This window comes from Streptomyces sp. NPDC002958, assembly GCF_055563255.1.
Window position 1 is genome coordinate 38,437 of the sequence record NZ_JBVHDS010000015.1, and the last position, 17,433, is coordinate 55,869.

The window sequence follows — 17,433 nt, forward strand, 5'->3', positions numbered from 1 at the left end:
ATTACGGAGAAAGGGCCGAACATGGGGCGGGCCGACATGGGCGTCGCGGTGACGGGAGTAGGGGTGGTGACTCCCGCAGGCACGGACGAGCACACCTTCTGGGCGGGACTGTGCTCCGGTGTGTCCGTGGCCCGGAGCTGCGAGGAACTGGCCGGGCTGCCGGTCGACTTCGCCTGTCCGGTGGACGGGATCGACCTGGACGAGGCCGTCGGCGGACGCTCGGTGTGGCGGATGGCACGGTTCGTGAAGATGGCGCTGGTCGCCGCCCGTCAGGCGGTGGCGGACGCCGGGCTGTCACCGGAGCGGTGGGACGGCGACCGGGTGGGCGTGGTGCTGGGCGTCGGTGTGGGCGGGGTGTCGGTGCTCGTCGACAATCTGCGCAGGCTGGACGAGGGCGGAGCCGAGGCGGTGTCGCCGCTCCTGGTCCCGATGATGATGCCCAACGCCGCCGCCGGGGAGGTGGCCATCGCCCTGCGGGCCCACGGCCCCAGTCTGGCACCGGCTACGGCGTGTGCGTCCGGGGCGACCGCGATCGCCGTGGCCCGTGATCTGCTGACCAGCGGCCGGTGCGATGTGGTGGTGGCAGGTGGCGCGGAGTCCGTACTGACTCCGCTGGTGGTCAGTGCCTTCGCGGGAATGGGAGCGCTCTCCCTGCGTACCGGCGATCCGGCGGGCGCGTCGCGGCCGTTCGCCGCGGACCGGGACGGGTTCGTGATCGGTGAGGGGGCCGCCGTGCTCGTGCTGGAGCGGGCGCTCGATGCGCACGCCCGTGGCGGACGGGCACGCGCGCTGCTGACCGGTGCGGGCTCCGGCACCGATGCCCACCACCCCACGGCCCCGGACCCGGGCGGTGCCGGTGCGCGCAGGGCCGTGGAGGCGGCGCTGCACGAGGCGGACTGGGCGGCCCACGAGGTCGACCACATCAATGCGCACGGCACATCGACCCCGTTGAACGACGCGATGGAGACCGAGCTCATCTCGGGGATGTTCCCCCACCGTCCGTCGGTGACCGCCCCGAAGGGTGTGCTCGGGCACACCCTCGCCGCGTCCGGGGCGATCGAAGCGGTGGCCACCGTACTGACGCTGGAGCACGGTCTCGTCCCGCCGATCGCCAACCTGGACGCCCTGCCGGACGGGTTCGACCTCGACTGTGTGGTCAAGGAGCCGCGCACGCAGCACGTCGAGCGGGCGCTCAGCCACTCCTTCGGCTTCGGCGGTCACAACGTCGCGCTCGCCTTCCAACGCGTCGAAGCGGACGGCCCAGCGCAGCTGGCCCCCGGTGTCCTCGCCGTTCGCTGATCGTTCTTCTCTCATGACCGCAATGATCGACAGCCCCTCCACCGAACGGTCCGTGGAACTTCTCACCGGTGTGCTCTTCGGCGACAACTTCCGCCGGGAGCACGGCTTCTGGCAGCGGCTGATCAGCACAGAACCGTTCCGCCGCCCCGACCGCCCCACTTCCGACGAGCGCCTGCACCTCGCGTACGAGCGGCTGCGGATCCTCAACGAATGCCTCGACAGCGGCGCCCGGCTCGCCGCCGACCCACGTGCCCTCGCGGCCCTGCACGAATGGCTCGGCCCGGTCGACCCGGCCCTCACCACGGTGGCGGGCATCCACTACAACCTCTTTCTCGGCAGCCTCATCGACCACGACGGCGACAGCCACCGCGATCTGTCGGGTTTTCTCCGGCTGCGGAGCATCGGCACCTTTCTCTGTACAGAGGTGGCGCACGGCAACGACGCGGCGGCTGTCGAGACCACAGCCTCCTACGACCGCGAACGCGACGGGTTTGTGCTGCACACGCCGCATGCCGGCGCCCAGAAATTCATGCCCAACACCAGTCCGGCCGGAGGCCCCAAGACCGGTCTCGTGGCCGCGCGTCTGCTCGCCGACGGCGCCGATCACGGGGTCTTCCTCTTCCTCGTACCGCTCACCGATGCCGTACGGGCCCTGCCCGGTGTACGGGTCCGCCGACTTCCCGCACGCATGGGAAGCCCGGTGGACCACTGCCTGACCTCCTTCGACCAGGTCTTCGTGGGGCGCGACGCGCTGCTCGGCGGGGACCACGGACGGATCGGAGACGACGGTGCGTTCAGCAGCACCATCGGTAACCGCAGGCGCCGCCTTCTCGCGTCGATCGGGCGCGTCACCTCCGGCAAGATCTCGATGAGCGCCTGTGCGGTCGGCTCCGCGCGCGCGACGCTGGCCGTCGCGGTCCGATACGGCGGTCACCGGTACATCTCCGGACCCCGCGGCTCGTGGCAGGTACCGGTGATCGCCCACCGCAGCCATCACGGCCCCCTCGCCCTGGCCATGGCCACCGTCTTCGCGATGAGTCTGCTGCACCGCAGGGCCCTGGACCGCTGGGAGAGGCGGGAGGACGGCTCGGGTGCGGGCCGTCAGGAGGCGGAGCGGCTGGTCGCGGTCGCCAAGGGGTGGATCACCTGGCAGGCCAGGTCCGTGATCGTCGAATGCCGTGAACGGTGCGGTGCCCAGGCACTTCTGGAGAACAATGGCATGAGCGACCTCATCACCGGGGTGGAGGGCGCCATCACCGCCGAGGGCGACAACCTGGCCATTCACGCCAAGGCCGCCGCGGAAATGCTCTTCGCCACCGAACCGGCCGGGTACGACGCCTCCGGCGGCGAATCCGGTGATCTCACCGACCCCGGTCTCCTCGTCCGGCTCCTGGCGGCCGTGGAGCAGATCTGGTTCGCCCGTGCCCGGGATCGGATGGGCCGCGCACCGCACGGCGATCCGCTGGAGCGGTGGAACGCCGCAGCCGGTCCCGCCCTGCGCGGCGTCGAGGCCCACGCCCACCGGCAGGCGGCCGAGGCGTACACGGACGCAGTGGCCGGTCTGCCGGACGGGCCCGCCCGTGAGCGACTGGCCGAGCTGCAGCGGCTGTTCGCACTCGACCGGATCGCCCGCAACTGCGGTGATCTGCTGGCCGCAGGGCAGTTGACGGCAGACCAGGTAAACAGTCTGCCGGACGCCGTGGAACAGCTGATCACCGCCGTGGCCCCTCATCTGCCCGCCCTCGTCGACTCCTTCGCACTGCCGCGGGAACTGCTCGCCGACTGGCCCATCGCGGGGGTCGACTACGTCGATGCGTACGACGATCCGGCGGCCGCCTGGCAGACGGACGGGGGCCGGGCGACCGTTGCGGGAAAGAGGTGAGGGCTGTGACAAGGGCGGCAACAGCCGTACGGACCCGGCGGGTGCGGGAGGCGGCCGGGGCCCTCGGTGTCCGTGCCGTGCTGCTGGCCTTCTGGGGTACGGCAGCCGTCCTGGCCCGGTGGTGCACAGAGCCGCACCAGGGCGGTGGCGAATCGGTTCGCCACAAGGCGTAACTGGAGGCACGCCACCCAGTTGATTCGGCGTCGGGACCGTCCCCGCACCGTCGCCGACAGACGTACCCAGTAATGGAGAGGAAGCTCATGAGTACGATTCATCCCAAGATCACCGAGGTTCTGACACACACCTTCAAAGTGCCCGCCGCCGAGATCCGCCCGGACTCCACGATGGACAGCCTGGAGATGGACTCCCTGGCCGTTGCCGAGTTCGCCGTCCTCGTCAGGGAGACGGTGGGCGGCGACGGGGGCTTCGACAAGCTCCCCAAGGACGCCACCCTGGCCGACATCACGCGGTTCATCGACGTGACAGCCGGCAGAGGGGCACTGGTGGGCGGCGAGGCACCGATGAGCAACGCCCGATGAACGAGCGAGCCATCGCCGTCACCGGCCTGGGAATGATCACCCCGGTCGGCAACGACACCGAATCCACCTGGAAGGGTGTGTGCGCCGGAGTCTCGCCGGCCCGCACCGTCGCGGAGCTCGAAGGATGCGCGATCGACTTCGCCTGCATGGTCGACGGAATCGACCTGGACGCGGCGATCGGCGGCCGTACGTCCTTCCGGATGGGGAAGTACGTCAAGTTCGCCGTTCTCGCCGCCCGGGAGGCGGTCGCCGACGCCGGGCTCGAACCGGGGCAGTGGGACGGCAGCCGGGTCGCGGTGGTCGTCGGCACCAGCAGCGGAGGTTCCGCCTCGCTGACCGAGCAGGCCGTCGTGCTCGACCGGCTCGGACCGGATGCCACCTCACCGTCGGGCATTCTGCTCACCATTCCGAACATGCCCGCGGCCGAGATCGCCATCCAGCTGCGGGCCACCGGTCCCAGTCTGGCGCCGTGCACCGCCTGTTCGTCCGGTGTCACCGCGCTGTCCGTCGCCCGCGATCTGCTGGTCACCGGGCAGTGCGACATCGCGATCGCCGGAGCCACCGAGTCGATCGTGTACCCGGTCGCCATGGCCGGGTTCGCCAGGTCCGGAGCCGGGGCCCGGACGGACGGCGACCCGGCCCTGCTGTGCCGGCCCTTCGCGGCCGACCGTGCCGGGCTGGTCATGGGCGAGGGCGCCGCCGTCATGGTGCTGGAACGGGCGGACGCCGCCGCAGCCCGGGGCGCCGTGCCACGGGCCCTGCTCGCGGGCACCGGCGCCACCACCGACGCCCACCACCCCACCAGCCCGCACCCGTCCGGCGCGGTCGCCCAGGCAGCGGTCGAGGCCGCACTGCGCGACGCGGGCTGGGCGGCCGAGGACGTCGAGCACGTCAACGCACACGGCACGGCGACACCGAGCAACGACGCCACCGAGGCCGCCCTCATCGGCCGGGTATACCCGCACCGGCCGCCCGTCACCGCCCCGAAGGGCGTACTGGGGCACTGCATGGGGGCGGCCGGAGCGATCGAGGCAGGGCTGACCGTCCTGACGCTCCAACGCGGAGTCGTACCGCCGATCGCGAACCTGGACGCCCCGGCGCCCGAGTTCGACATCAACTGCGTGACCGGGCAACCGCTGCGGAAGCCCATCCGGCGCGCCGTCAGCCACTCCTTCGGCTTCGGCGGACACAACGCCGTGATCGCTCTTCAGCGTCCGTAGGCATCAGGCAGGTGGTGCGACGGGACACAGCCCGGCGTACCACCGGCCCACCGCCCGCGAGCTGCGCAGAGGCTCGTGATAGCTTGCCGGAGCCAGTCGAACTCCACGTAGGGGTCAGGGAATCCGGTGAGAATCCGGAACTGACGCGCAGCGGTGAGGGGGACGGGCGGGGCCACGGCCACTGGGACCACCCTCGGGTGTCCTGGGAAGGCGTCCCGTCCGTAGGAACCCGAGTCCGAAGACCTGCTGGCACCTGCGACCCGGTACCGGGCGCAGGAATTCGTACAGCGGGCTCCGCGCATGAGCCCAGAGACGCAGAGGGACTTTGTGCCGTCCATAGCCAGCCCCGTCCGCACCATGGCCCTGTTCTCGGCGGGACTCGTTTTGCTGACCGCTTGCGGGGGCGGAACGAACAGATCCGCCGCGAAGTCCGGCCCCGCCGACGGATACCCGGTCACGCTGAAGAACTGCGGACGCACCGTCACCGTCGAAGCCGCACCGCACCACGCCGTCTCGGTCGACCAGGGATCGACGGAGATCCTCCTCTCCCTCGGCCTCGCCGACCGGATGGCCGCCACCTCGACCTGGACCGACCCGGTGATGAAGGGCCTGGAGAAGGCCAACGCCGAGGTGCCCAGGATCGCGGACAACCGGCCGTCGTCGGAAAAGGTCCTCGACCAGGAACCCGACTTCATCAGCGCGTCGTTCGAGTCGACACTCGCCAAGGGCGGCGTCGCACCCCGCGAACAGTTCGAGGAACTCGGCGTCCCCACCTATGTCTCGCCCGCCGACTGCACCGGCAAGGACAACAGCGGCGGCGGCGACGGGGCCCGCACGGCGCCACTGACCATGGACAGCGTCTACGGCGAAGTGCGCGACCTGGCCAGGGTGTTCGGTGTGCAAAAACGCGGCGAGACGCTCGTGGCGCAGCTGCGGGCCCGGGTGAAGAAGGCGACCGAGGGCGTCGACGCCTCTGATGCCACCCTCCTCTACTGGTTCTCCGACTCAAACGCCCCGTACCTGGCCGGCTGCTGCGGAGCACCCGGCATCATCACCAGGGAACTCGGCGCGAAGAACGTCTTCGACGACACCCATGAGGAATGGCCCCAGATCAGCTGGGAAACCGTCGCCGACCGCAACCCCGACGTCCTGGTCATCGGCGATTTGACCCGTAAGGCACAGACCGCCGAGAGCGCCGCGAAGAAGATCGAGTTCCTGGAGTCCAACCCCGTCACGAAGAACATGGACGCTGTCAGGCACAAGCGGTACGTCCTGCTGAGCGGCCAGGCCATGAACCCGTCCATCCGGACGGTCGAGGGTGTGGAACGCGTCGCCGCCGGGCTGCGCACGTTCGGTCTCACGGGGTGACGGACACCGAACGGGCCACGGCCGTGGACGTACCGCGGGCCTCCGAGGCGTCCGCGCGCCGTGGGAAGGGGGTGCGGAAGCTGCGCGGCGGGGCCCTGTGGCTCTGCGGCATCGCGCTGCTCGTGCTGTCCGTCGCGGTCGCCGTCACCGTCGGCCCCGCCCGGATCTCCGTGGCCGACGTCTGGTCCACAGTCGCCTCCCACCTCGGCTGGGGCCGGTCACGGCTCACCCCGATCCGGGACGGCATCATCTGGAACCTGCGTATGCCGCGCACCCTGTTCGCCGCGGTGTGCGGTGCCGGGCTCGCGGTGTGCGGCACCGTCATGCAGTCCCTGCTCCGCAACCCGCTCGCCGACCCGTTCGTCCTCGGTGTCTCCTCCGGCGCGTCCACCGGCGCGGTCGTGGTCGTCGTCCTCGGGGTCGGCGGGGGAGCGGTCTCGATCTCGACCGGCGCGTTCATCGGCGCACTGTGCTCGTTCGCCCTCGTCCTGCTGCTGAGTCACACCCTGGGCGGCACGACCGACCGGGTCGTCCTCTCCGGTGTCGCGGCCATGCAGTTGTTCTCCGCGCTCACTTCCTTCGTCGTGATGACCTCCGCCGATGCCGAGCAGGCCCGCGGGGTGCTGTTCTGGCTGCTCGGCTCGCTCAGCGGGGTCGGCTGGACCGATGTGTGGATCTGCTCCGTCGTTCTCGTCGTGACGCTGCTGATCTGCCTCGGCCATGCCCGTACGCTCGACGCCTTCGCGTTCGGCCAGGACGCCGCCGCCACGCTCGGCGTCCATGTCGCACGCACCCGGCTCGTGTTGCTCTGCACGACCGCGCTGCTGACCGCCGTCCTCGTCAGCGCGGCCGGCGCCATCGGCTTCGTCGGCCTGGTGCTGCCGCACGCCGCCCGGGCGCTCGCCGGCTCCGGACACCGGCGGCTGCTGCCGGTCACCGCACTGGCCGGGGCTGTGTTCCTGGTCTGGGTCGACACCCTGGCCAGGACGGTACTCGACCCGCAGGAGGTGCCCGTGGGCGTTGTCACCGCACTCATCGGCGTACCCGCGTTCGTCCTGGTCCTGTACCGCACCCGGAGGATCACATGACGGGTGGAGCCACCGAGGGGCTGCGTGCCGAACGGGTCAGCCGGGAGGCGGGCGGCCGTCTCATCCTCGACGGGGTCCGTCTCGCCCCGCCGCCCGGCGCAACCGTCGGGCTGCTCGGGCCGAACGGCTCCGGCAAGTCCACCCTGTTGCGGGTGCTTGCGGGAGTCCTCGTCCCGGAGACGGGCGTGGTCACCCTCGACGGCCGCCGACTCGACGAGATCGGCCGCAGGGCCGTGGCCCAGCGGGTCGCCGTGGTCGACCAGCATGCCGTCACCCAGGTCGAGTTGAGCGTGCTGGACGTGGTACGCCTCGGGCGCGTCCCGCACCGCAGGGCCTGGTCGGCGCCCGGCCGGGCGGATGACGACGCGGTGCGCGAAGCGCTGGAGCGGACCGGTCTCGCCGACCGAGGCGACCAGTCCTGGCACACCCTCTCCGGAGGCGAGCGGCAACGTGTCCAGATCGCGCGCGCACTGGCCCAGCAGCCGCGTGAACTGCTGCTCGACGAGCCGACGAACCACCTCGACATCCAGCACCAGCTGGAACTGCTGGCGCTCATCACCTCGCTGCCCCTCACCGGGGTGATCGCTCTGCACGACCTCAATCTGGCCGCGATGTTCTGCGATCGGATCGTCGTCATGAAGGAGGGGCGGGTGGTGGCCGCCGGGACTCCGTCGGAAGTGATCACCGAGCGGCTCATCGCCGATGTCTACCGCGTCAGGGCGCGGGTCACCCCGGACGGCCCCGACGGGCGGCCGTCGGTGCGCTTCCTGCCGGAGCGGCCGTTGGGGCCGACGTGGCGGACAGGGCCGACGGTGCAGGAGGGGAACGTGCGGCCGTAGCGGCGGGTGCCCTGGCCGTGACGGTGCCTGCACGGCGAGCGGCCCGGTTCTCGACGCCGAGAGGGCGGACCCTGGTGCAACACGGGTCCACCCCTCACTCGCGGTCTCGGCGCGGCTGTCCGCCGCGGTGCGCGGGGGTCAGCCGCGGCGTCCCTGGCCGAAATCGCCACCCATGTCCTTGCCACCCATGTCCTTGCCACCGGTGTTCTTGCCGTCTGTGTAGTCGATCTGCTCCTTGCGGAGGTCGGCGGAGACCTCCTTCTGCTCGGTCACCTTCTTGGTCTCCATCCGCACCCGCTCGATGGGCACAGTCTCCTTGCGCGTGGTGGTGCGCTCGGCGTGCAGGGTGACCTCGACATCCTGCTCACGGATGTGGGCAGGCCCCGTCGCCCTGTTGCCGGGCTGCAGCGGTTCACGGATCACACGTACCTCTTCGTGAGACACCGGCACCGTCCTGGTGACGTGCTCGGTGACGACGTACTTGTGCAGGCGTGCCTTGCCGCTTACGTACTCCTCGGTGCCGACGTGCAGTTGCTCCTCGGAGCGGATCATCTCCTCCTTGCCGCCCAGGTCGGCGGCGGACCGCTCGGAGCCTGCCCCGGCACCGACGAGGGGACGGGCCGTGCCCGCCGTCTCGGTGTCGCGGTGCCTGCCGGTGCCCGTACCGGAGGGAGAGGTGCCGGCCATGGTCGGCTTGTCGCTCCCGGTGGTGCGCCCGGTGCCGGCCGCGCCCATGGCCGTGGTGTCGGTCCCGGACGCCTGCGTGGTTCCCGTGTCCGACCGGCCGCCGAGCCTTGCGGTGGTGTTCCTGGCAAGGCCGTAGTGGCGGTAGAGCTCTTCCTCCTCAGCCACGGACAGATGCGCGTCCGCGTCCACCCGGGGGGCTTCCTTGACGCGGTTCTTGGGATGCGAGATGTGCAGGTCGGAGCCCACACGACGGGCCCCGGCAAGAGGAACGAAACTCTCCTTCATGCCGAACAGGCCGGTCTTCACCGTGATCCAGTCCGGGCGGCCGGTGTTGTCGTCGATATACACCCGGCCCACACTGCCGATCTTCTCGCCCGCGGTGTCGTACACCGTCAGGCCGTCCAGCTCTCCGGAATCCGTGAAACCGTCAGCGGCTCCCATGGCCGATTCCTCCTCGCCCGGGCGCGTCCTGTGGCTGGGGCCATCAGGGGAGGCGCGTCCGATTTCCATGGCGCCTCACCCGGATGGACGCTGCAACCTCCCCGCATCTGGAGGTCGGCCGCCATGTGCGCGGCGCTTCGGCGGTGGCAGCCCGTCACGGCGGTGCGCACACCGCTCTTCCGTTAGGCCATTCGGGTGAGGCGTGGAAGGTATGCGCTCGGAATTCGGACACGAGAACCGGGGCTGAGCGGCCGAAGGGCGCGACACTGGTTCGACATGACCAGGCCGGCCGGGGCCGCCGCTGCCCCGGCCCCACTCTCGCTCGGCCACGGACCGCACTACTGCCGGGGCGTGCCGCTCGCCCGGATGGAGGCCACGATCGCCCTGGAGCAGCTGTTCACCCGCTTCCCGGGGCTGGACCTCGCCGTCCCCGGGACCGCGCTGCCCCACCGTGCGGGCTTCGTCGGCAACAGCGCGACGACGCTTCGGGTACGGCTTCGGCCCTGCTGTCCACCACCGGGGGAACGGAACTGCTCCGCGGCACCGCTCCGGGTCGCCGAATCCCCGGCGCATATGATCGACCGGCCGACTGCTGAACTCGTCCTGCCGTGCCACCGGGGGTGCCCATCCGTTCCGTACGCGTCCGGCTGCCCGAGCAGCGCGGTGAACTGCTGACCCGGCACGAGGACGGTCTGGACCTCCACCATCTGGTGTGGCGACTCGGGCCGGGGTGGCGGGTGTGCAGCAGCGCCGTGCTCGGCGGGGGCATCGGTCCGCGTGCCTGGATCCTCAACGCCCAGGTGCCCGGCGGTTATCCACGTCTGGACCCCGACCACCACCTCGCCGAGATCGCCGCCGCGGAACACCTCACCGGACCCGGTGCCGGGCTGATGACGGCCGCCGATGTCACCGCGTACACCGCCGCGACCGACGAGGGGGTGACGGCGACCGCCACCTGCGGACTCGGTGTACGCGGCTGGGCCGCCGCCCCGGCCGGGGGAACCGAGGGACCGCCCCGGCCGGGCACGGTCAATATCGTCGTCACCCTGCCGGTGGCACTCTCCGACGCCGCACTCGTCAATGCGGTCGCCACGGCCACCGAGGCCAAGGTCCAGGCACTCCTGGACGCGGGTCTCGACTGCTCCGGCACGCCCACCGACGCTGTCTGTATCGCCGCCCCCTCCCCGGGACCCGCCCCCGGCGAACCCTTCGCGGGACCCCGTTCCCGCTGGGGTGCGCGACTCGCCAGGGCCGTGCACACTGCCGTCCGCGACGGTGCGCTGCGGCAGCACACGGACGTCGAGTCCGGCCCGCAGCAGATTCCGGGCCCATGCGAATCCCATGATTCCGGTACCGAGGACGGGCGCGGTGGCGAGGACATGATCGCCACCTACTACGCGGGCCGCGCCATGGAGAAGGGCGGCGACTGAGCCCCGGTCCGGCCGGCCGGACCGGGGTGCCGGAGCGATCCGGCCACATGGCTCGTCAGACGACCCGCACCTCGTGCCGTACCACGGCGTCGAACAGGTAGCCCTGCGTGTTGTGGGCGGCAACCTCCGGCTGGGTACGGCCCGTTCGGTCCGTGGCCCGCGCCAGCAGGACGGCCGGCCCGCGGTCTCTCGGCAGCCAGTCGGCCGACCAGCGGACCCAGCTCCCGATCCTCGGCTCGTCGCGCAGCCGTGCGCGCCGCCACCGGACGCCCCCGTCGGTGCTGACCTCGACCGTACGCACAGGTGCCCCGCCCGACCATGAGCGTCCCGTCAGCACATGGTGTTGTCGGGCGGGGAACGACGCACCGGGCGCCACCTCGAAGGCGCTCTTCAGCGTCGGCCGGGTCAGCGGAGCACTGCCCTCCGGCGGGTAGGCGGGGCCGAACAGCCGGTAGAGACTGGTGTTCCACGGGGAGAGCAGGGGCTCCGCGCTCACCTCGATGTCGCCGACCCACTTGATGTTCGCGATGCCGACCCAGGACGGCACGATCAGCCGCACCGGATGGCCGTGATCGGGCGGCAGCGGCTCCCCGTTCATCTCGTACGCGAGCAGTACGTCGTCCAGCGCCTTCGTCACCGGCAGCGGTCTGCGCACCCGGCCCAGATTGATCCCGTCGCTGATCACGTCGTCGTCCAGACCGCGTGGCAGCACATCCACCGCGTCCGTGCCGAGTCCCGCACTGCGCAGCACATCGGCGAGCCGCACCCCGCGCCAGCGGGCCGTGCCGATCGCGCCAAGGGTCCAGGCGGTGCCACTGACCTGCTGGTTCTGCTGGGTCGTGTAGAAGCTGCGGGCGTTGCCCGCGCACTCGACGAACGCGGTACGGGTGACCGAAGGCAGCGCCCGCAGCTCGTCGTACGTGAACTCCACGGCCGGGCCCCTCAGACCGCTGCCCCAGACGGTGAGCTTCCAGTGCGCCGCGGCGATCCGCGGGGTGCCGGTGTGATTGCGTACGAAGAAACGGTCGGCCGGTGTGAGCAGCCCGGTCTGGCGCAACGCCGCGAAGTTCGTCTCGGCGTTGGTGCCGCGCACGGTGAACACGTCGGGCGGCAGCGGCTTTACGATCCCCGGCGCGGGTGAGGCCGCGGTGGCCGCCGCGTGCGCGGGAGCGGCGAGCCCGGCCAGAGGCCCGGACGCCGCGGCGGCCGTCACCAGTTTCAGCAGATCACGGCGCTCGATACCGGCAGACCGTGCGGCACCGCGCGACCACTGGCGCAGCCGCATCCCGTCGTACGCGGCCTCGGACGGTGGAATGGATCTCATGAACGACTCCAGAGGGCGAGGTCAGAGGGACAGTGGTGGTGAATCAGGGGCCCGGGACGTCGGGCCGAGCGGACAGCAGCTCCCGTACCAGGGCCCCGACCTGACGCGTCTCGATCAGGAACCCGTCGTGCCATGGACAGACTCCACGGCCCTGAGCCGGTCCGTACCCGGCAGCAGCGACGCCAACCCTGCCTGCTGCGACGGGGGATGGAGCCGGTCGGAGTCGACGCCCGCGATCAGTGCGGGCATCCGCGCACGGCGCAGCGCCTGCCTGCCGCCCATCGATCCACCGATCAGCGCAGCCCACCGCTCGATGGACAGCGCCTCGCGGGCTGCGGAGCGGCCGGCGAGGGCACCCGATGTCATTCGGCCGCCATGTATGAGCACGATTGCCGGGCAGACGAGTGAGGGGGACACAGGTCGACGTATCAGCCCAAGACCGTGTCCACCCAGGTCACTCATCGACGAACATCCCGCTGCGGAGCTTGCGCAGAATCCTGCTGATCAGCCGCGACACGTGCATCTGCGAGATGCCGAGCTCCGCGCCGATCTGGGACTGGGTCATCTCCCGGCCGAAACGCAGGTCGATGATGCGACGCTCACGTTCGTCGAGATCGCCCAGCAGCGGTGCGAGCGTGTGCAGATTCTCGACCGTCTCCATGGCGGGATCGGGTCCGCCCAGGACATCGGCGAAGGTGCGCCCCGGTGCGTTGCGCCGACCCGTGTCCGCCGTGTCGGCCGGCATGTCCAGTGACCCTGCCGTGTACCCATTGGCCGCCACGATGCCCTCGGAGACCTCGTCCTCGCTGAGCCCCAGCTGTTCGGCGAGCTCGGGAACGGTGGGGGCGCGGTCGAGCTCCGTGGCCAGGGACTCCTTGGTCCTGGCGATGTCGACCCGCAACTCCTGCAGCCGGCGCGGGACATGCACCGCCCAGCTGGTGTCGCGGAAGAACCGTTTTATCTCGCCGGTGATGTACGGGACCGCGAAGGAGGTGAACTCGACCTCGCGGGAGAGATCGAACCGGTCGATGGCCTTGATCAGCCCGATGGTGCCGACCTGGACTATGTCCTCCATGTCGCCGCCGCTCCGGTTCCGGAACCGTCCGGCGGCGAACCGGACGAGGGAGAGGTTCATCTCGATGAGGGTGCTGCGCGCGTACTGATGGGCGGGGGTTCCCTCCTCCAGGACCTGGAGCCGGTCGAAGAACAGCCGGGACAGTGCGCGCGCATCCGCCGGGGCGACCTTTCCCGCGTCCTCGATCCACGGCAGGTCGCCGGTGTCGGCCGGCACGCCTGTCGGTGTCGACCGTGCACTCTCCGCTCGCTCCGCATCGGCGGTCCGCGCAGTGTGCGCCGTCATCTCGTCACGCTCCCCGGGTCGTAGGTGAGGTGTATGCGTCTGCCCCCGGAGGAAGCTCCCATGCGGAAAAGCGGAAGTTGATCAGGTTGCACGGCACGAATGGCCGGGAATTGTTGTGGCCCTCCGTCATATCGGCGCAGGCGAGACACACCGGACAGCGGAACCGCCCCACCGGTACGGGGGAGCCCGGTGGGGCGGTTGCCTTCAGACTGCCACAGCCGACGGCACATCGGGGGCCGACCGGCCTGTATCCAGCGGTAGTTGAGTCGAAATCGACGGTGGTTCGACCACGGGGCGGAACCCGGACGCCTCAGCCGTGCGAGTAGCCGATGGCGATCTCCGGCCGCAGCAGCGGCCGACGGAGTAGATCTGTGCAGCTGGTGTCCAGCACATCGGCAATCCGTATCTGCACATCGACGGTCGGATTGGCTTCGGCGCGTTCGAGCTGGGACAGCGGCCCCTTGCTGATACCGGTCGCCACGACAGTTCGCGCAGGCTCCGACCACGGGCCCGGCCGAATGCGGTTGAGATTTCCGGCCAATGCCGTCCGCGCGCCGTCCACGGCGGACTGCTGTGCCTCCGGTGGACGCGGGGATGTGGGCAGACCGACCGTGACGTGGACCGATCGCCCGGGAACGGACGAGGCTGCTCGAACTCCTCGTGAACAAGATCGTGGATCCGGTCACGGGCGGCGTCCGCGGACAATGCGGCCAGACGAACACTTCACCGGCCCGGGAATAGGTGCACGGAAAAAGACCTTCCTGCTGCTGTGGCGATCGGTGACCGGCCGGACCGCAGGCGCCATGGACCATCCCGTGCCGTGAACCGGCGGTGCCACGAACAGGAGAGAGGGAGCTCATGCCCAAGGCGTACGTGTTCACCCGCAACGGCGGACCGGAGGTGGAGGCCCTCATTGAGCAGGACGCGCCGGTGCCGGGCCCCGGCGAGCTCCTCGTCGCCGTCCGGGCGGCCGGAGTGAACCCGGTCGACTGGAAGCTGCGCACGGGGTACATCAGGCCTGGCAGTGAGCCGCAGCCGTTCCCCACCGTCTTCGGCAGCGAAGCCGCCGGAGTCGTCGAGGGCGTGGGCCCGGGTGTCGAAGGATTCGCGGTCGGGGACGAGGTCTTCGGCAACTCGGTGACCGGCGGGTACGCCGAGTACACGCTGCTGCCCGTCGCTGTGACCGCGCACAGGCCCGCCGGTCTGTCGTTCACCGACGCGGCCGTGCTGCCGGTCGCGGCGGCCACCGCGTACGACGGCGTGCGCCAGCTCGGTACCGCCCCCGGCTCGACGCTGCTGATCACCGGTGCCGGAGGCGGTGTCGGAACCATCGCGGCACAGCTCGCACGGAATGCCGGTGTCCATGTCATCGGCGCCGCGAGCGCGGCCAAGAAGGACTTCGTCGAGTCCCTCGGCGCGGTGCACGTCGCATCCGGTCCGGGTCTCGCCGACCGGGTGCGGGCAGCGGCTCCCGACGGCATCGACGCGGTCTTCGACCTGGTCGGCGGCGACACCCTGAGGTCCGTGGCCCCGCTGCTCGCGGCCCCGGCCGCACTGATCAGCGCCGGCGGCAAGCCACTGGCGGAGGAACTCGGCGGGGCTGCAGTCGCTCGGGCCCGCACCGCGGTCGTCCTCGACGAGGTGGCGAACCTCGTCGTCACCGGAGCCCTGCGGACACATGTGACCCGGACGTTCCCGCTCGCCGAGGCGGGAGAAGCGCTGCGCGCCGTGGAGAGCGGACATGCGCGCGGGAAGATCGTGATCGAGGTGACCGCATGAGCGCGCCGCAGGCCCCTGCTGCCGCTGACGCGCACCCGCTGGACGACCCGGTCCGCGCCGCGCTGACCGGCCCGCACGCCCACTTCGCCGAGCGCCGCGGCCGTGTCCTGCGCTACCCGGCGGACGTGGCCCCCTGGGTCGCGATCCCGGACGCGCCGGAGGCTGAGGACTGGGCCGACGCCGCAGCGCTCGCCGGACCCGGTGGCGCCGTCACCATCACCGCCTTCCGTGAACCGCCGCCGGACGGCTGGATGATCACCTTCCACGCCGAGGGCGTCCAGCTCGTCGACGCCGGGATCGCGGCGGCCCCGTTTCCGGAGGCCGTACGGCTCGGACCCGCCGATGTGCCCGAGATGCTCGACCTGGTCGCCCGCACCCGCCCGGGGCCGTTCCTGCCCCGTACGGTCGAAATCGGCACCTACCTCGGCGTACGGCGCGAAGGGGCGCTCGTCGCGATGGCGGGCGAACGTCTGCACCCACCCGGCTGGAGCGAGATCAGCGGCGTCTGCACGGATGAGTCCGTGCGCGGGCAGGGGCTCGGCAGCGCGCTCGTCCTCGCCGTCGCCCACGAGATCAAGGACCGCGGCGAAACACCGTTCCTGCACGCTTCCGCCTCCAACACCAACGCTGTCCGGCTCTACGAATCGCTGGGATTCGTGCTCCGCCGCCGGACGTCCTTTCTCTCCGCGGTCGTACCGGAGCACCCGCCGACGCACCTGTCGGGGGCCGACGGACGTACGGCAGCCGTGCGCTGACCCGCGATACAGGACCTTCGGCCCGGGACTTCCGGGCCGAAGGTCACTGCCATCTCCCGTTTCGGGACCTTCGGCGCACTCCGAGAGGCCGTAAGCCTCGTGTGCTGCCTCCCGTGCTCCGGTGGACTTGGGAATGAACGCCGGCGCCGGGCCGGCAGATCCCGGGAGGAATGGGCCGTGACGATCGGGCTCCAGCGCGAGGAGGCGACGCGTGGAGCGACGCTCCCGGGTATGGATGCGGGGGAGGCGGCAGTCTATGCTCCCCGGGTCGGGAACGGGGCGTTGTTCGGCGGTCTGATACTGCTGACCGCCCTGGTCTGCATGCTCGACATCCCGATCGGTGAGGAACTGCGCCTCATTCCGCTCATGGTGGTCGTGCCCGCGCTCGTCTCCGTCTTCGGAACGATCCGGCAGACCATGGGCGTCGCCTCATGGATCATGACCGTCGTCGTCTTCTCACGGCTGCTGACCGGGGGATCGTTCTGGGACGTCACCAGCAGCGTCGTCTTCACCGTGCTGGCCTGCTTTCTGGGTGTCGGTGCCTGCGCGCTGCGGCTCCGCCATGCCTCCGAGATAGCCAGGCTGCGCCGCGCCGCCGTCGCGCTCCAGCGGCAGATTCTGCGCCCTCTGCCCATCCTGACCGACCGGATCTTCGCCCATGGCATATATACGCCGATCGAGGAGGACCACCTGGTCGGCGGAGACATCTACGAGGTCGTCCAGTCGCCCTACGGAACCCGGGTGATCATCGGGGATGTCCAGGGCAAGGGGCTCCCCGCGATCGGGGCGGGCTTCGCCGTGCTCGGAGCGTTCCGGGAAGCGGCGATTCGCGAGCCCACCCTGACCGGAGTGGTCGATGCCCTGGAGGACGCGGTCGCCCGGCACAACGAATTCTCCTCCCAGACCGGGGAGGTCGAACGCTTTGTCACCGCGCTGGTGCTCGGCTTCGACGGGGAGGACCGGGTACAGGCCGTCAACTGCGGCCATCTGCCGCCCCGGCTGCTGCACGACGGCGTGGCCTGCCCGGTTCCGCTGCACCGCACATCCGTTCCGCTGGGCATGGCGGAGCTCAGCGCGGAGGCACGGATCGCGGAAGAGCTGGACTTCCCGCCCGGTGCCACGCTCCTGGTCTTCACCGACGGGGTCACCGAGGCCCGCGACGCATCGGGCGACTTCTATCCGCTGGACGCCCGGCTGGGCCACTGGGCCGAGCGGGGGCCGCGCGAGGTTCTGGACGCACTCCATGACGACCTGGAGGCCTTCTCCGAAGGCGTGCGGCGCGACGACATCGCCGCGCTCGCCCTGTGCCGGCCACCGGACGGCAGCCACTCCCGGCCCCTGGTGACCGGCCACGGCGCTCGCCGGGCCGCGGAGACGTTCAGCAACCGGTAGAGCGACTCAGCAACCGGTAGAGCGACAGGG

The 17,433-nt window shown here is 70.8% G+C and carries 16 protein-coding genes, 2 pseudogenes and 1 riboswitch; of the genes and pseudogenes, 13 read left to right on the top strand and 5 right to left on the bottom strand.

Going from position 1 to position 17,433, the window contains the following annotated elements; all coding sequences use genetic code 11:
- The first annotated feature begins 21 nt into the window (after positions 1–21).
- From ACZ3IC_RS23600 to ACZ3IC_RS23635, 8 genes are all read left to right on the top strand, one after another.
- A complete protein-coding gene (locus ACZ3IC_RS23600; RefSeq protein WP_467418867.1) occupies positions 22–1,299 on the top strand; it encodes a beta-ketoacyl-[acyl-carrier-protein] synthase family protein in 1,278 nt (425 codons plus the stop codon).
- 13 nt (positions 1,300–1,312) lie between these two features.
- Entirely contained in the window at positions 1,313–3,181 is a 1,869-nt protein-coding gene (locus tag ACZ3IC_RS23605; protein WP_467418869.1) for an acyl-CoA dehydrogenase family protein, read from the top strand.
- Positions 3,182–3,186: 5 nt separating this feature from the next.
- Positions 3,187–3,354: a hypothetical protein gene (locus ACZ3IC_RS23610; protein ID WP_467418871.1), complete on the top strand. Its 168-nt coding sequence runs from the start codon at positions 3,187–3,189 to the stop codon at positions 3,352–3,354.
- Positions 3,355–3,441: 87 nt separating this feature from the next.
- Positions 3,442–3,720 carry a phosphopantetheine-binding protein gene (locus ACZ3IC_RS23615; RefSeq protein ID WP_467418872.1) on the top strand — a complete coding sequence of 93 codons (279 nt, stop codon included), beginning with the start codon at positions 3,442–3,444 and terminating at the stop codon, positions 3,718–3,720.
- A complete protein-coding gene (locus tag ACZ3IC_RS23620; RefSeq protein WP_467418873.1) occupies positions 3,717–4,940 on the top strand; it encodes a beta-ketoacyl-[acyl-carrier-protein] synthase family protein in 1,224 nt (407 codons plus the stop codon). The genes ACZ3IC_RS23615 and ACZ3IC_RS23620 overlap by 4 nt, the downstream gene beginning before the upstream one ends.
- 76 nt (positions 4,941–5,016) lie before the next feature.
- Positions 5,017–5,205, top strand: a riboswitch (cobalamin riboswitch).
- A 35-nt stretch (positions 5,206–5,240) separates the two neighbouring features.
- Entirely contained in the window at positions 5,241–6,308 is a 1,068-nt protein-coding gene (locus tag ACZ3IC_RS23625; protein ID WP_467418875.1) for an ABC transporter substrate-binding protein, read from the top strand.
- A complete protein-coding gene (locus ACZ3IC_RS23630; protein ID WP_467418877.1) occupies positions 6,305–7,396 on the top strand; it encodes a FecCD family ABC transporter permease in 1,092 nt (363 codons plus the stop codon). Before ACZ3IC_RS23625 ends, ACZ3IC_RS23630 begins: the two co-directional genes overlap by 4 nt.
- Positions 7,393–8,235: an ABC transporter ATP-binding protein gene (locus tag ACZ3IC_RS23635; RefSeq protein WP_467418879.1), complete on the top strand. Its 843-nt coding sequence runs from the start codon at positions 7,393–7,395 to the stop codon at positions 8,233–8,235. Before ACZ3IC_RS23630 ends, ACZ3IC_RS23635 begins: the two co-directional genes overlap by 4 nt.
- A 138-nt stretch (positions 8,236–8,373) precedes the next feature.
- Here ACZ3IC_RS23635 and ACZ3IC_RS23640 read toward each other — a convergent pair whose 3' ends face one another.
- The gene (locus ACZ3IC_RS23640) at positions 8,374–9,363 is read right to left on the bottom strand and encodes a DUF2382 domain-containing protein (RefSeq protein ID WP_467418880.1); all 990 of its coding nucleotides are present in this window, start codon (positions 9,361–9,363) and stop codon (positions 8,374–8,376) included.
- 276 nt (positions 9,364–9,639) lie between these two features.
- Between ACZ3IC_RS23640 and ACZ3IC_RS23645 the strand changes: the two genes are divergently transcribed.
- Positions 9,640–10,038: a hypothetical protein gene (locus ACZ3IC_RS23645; protein WP_467418881.1), complete on the top strand. Its 399-nt coding sequence runs from the start codon at positions 9,640–9,642 to the stop codon at positions 10,036–10,038.
- Between the two features lie 35 nt (positions 10,039–10,073).
- Positions 10,074–10,643 (top strand): annotated as a pseudogene (locus ACZ3IC_RS23650) (adenosylcobinamide amidohydrolase); the annotation flags it as partial.
- 205 nt (positions 10,644–10,848) lie between these two features.
- Here the strand turns inward: ACZ3IC_RS23650 and ACZ3IC_RS23655 are convergent.
- From ACZ3IC_RS23655 to ACZ3IC_RS23670, 4 genes and pseudogenes are all read right to left on the bottom strand, one after another.
- Positions 10,849–12,117 (bottom strand): sulfite oxidase, encoded by a 1,269-nt coding sequence (locus ACZ3IC_RS23655; RefSeq protein ID WP_467418883.1) that lies wholly within the window; start codon positions 12,115–12,117, stop codon positions 10,849–10,851.
- A gap of 43 nt (positions 12,118–12,160) precedes the next feature.
- Positions 12,161–12,411: pseudogene (locus tag ACZ3IC_RS23660) on the bottom strand (homoserine O-acetyltransferase); the annotation flags it as partial.
- Positions 12,412–12,571: 160 nt separating this feature from the next.
- Positions 12,572–13,477 (bottom strand): RNA polymerase sigma factor SigF, encoded by a 906-nt coding sequence (locus tag ACZ3IC_RS23665; protein ID WP_467418884.1) that lies wholly within the window; start codon positions 13,475–13,477, stop codon positions 12,572–12,574.
- A gap of 310 nt (positions 13,478–13,787) precedes the next feature.
- Entirely contained in the window at positions 13,788–13,958 is a 171-nt protein-coding gene (locus ACZ3IC_RS23670; RefSeq protein WP_467418885.1) for a helix-turn-helix domain-containing protein, read from the bottom strand.
- 377 nt (positions 13,959–14,335) lie between these two features.
- Here ACZ3IC_RS23670 and ACZ3IC_RS23675 point away from each other — a divergent pair, with 377 nt between their 5' ends.
- The 3 genes from ACZ3IC_RS23675 (at position 14,336) to ACZ3IC_RS23685 (ending at position 17,403) form a co-directional block, all read left to right on the top strand.
- Positions 14,336–15,256 (top strand): NADP-dependent oxidoreductase, encoded by a 921-nt coding sequence (locus tag ACZ3IC_RS23675; RefSeq protein ID WP_467418887.1) that lies wholly within the window; start codon positions 14,336–14,338, stop codon positions 15,254–15,256.
- Positions 15,253–16,011 (top strand): GNAT family N-acetyltransferase, encoded by a 759-nt coding sequence (locus ACZ3IC_RS23680; protein ID WP_467418888.1) that lies wholly within the window; start codon positions 15,253–15,255, stop codon positions 16,009–16,011. The genes ACZ3IC_RS23675 and ACZ3IC_RS23680 overlap by 4 nt, the downstream gene beginning before the upstream one ends.
- Positions 16,012–16,188: 177 nt before the next feature.
- Entirely contained in the window at positions 16,189–17,403 is a 1,215-nt protein-coding gene (locus tag ACZ3IC_RS23685) for a PP2C family protein-serine/threonine phosphatase (protein WP_467418889.1), read from the top strand.
- The last annotated feature ends 30 nt before the right edge of the window (positions 17,404–17,433 follow it).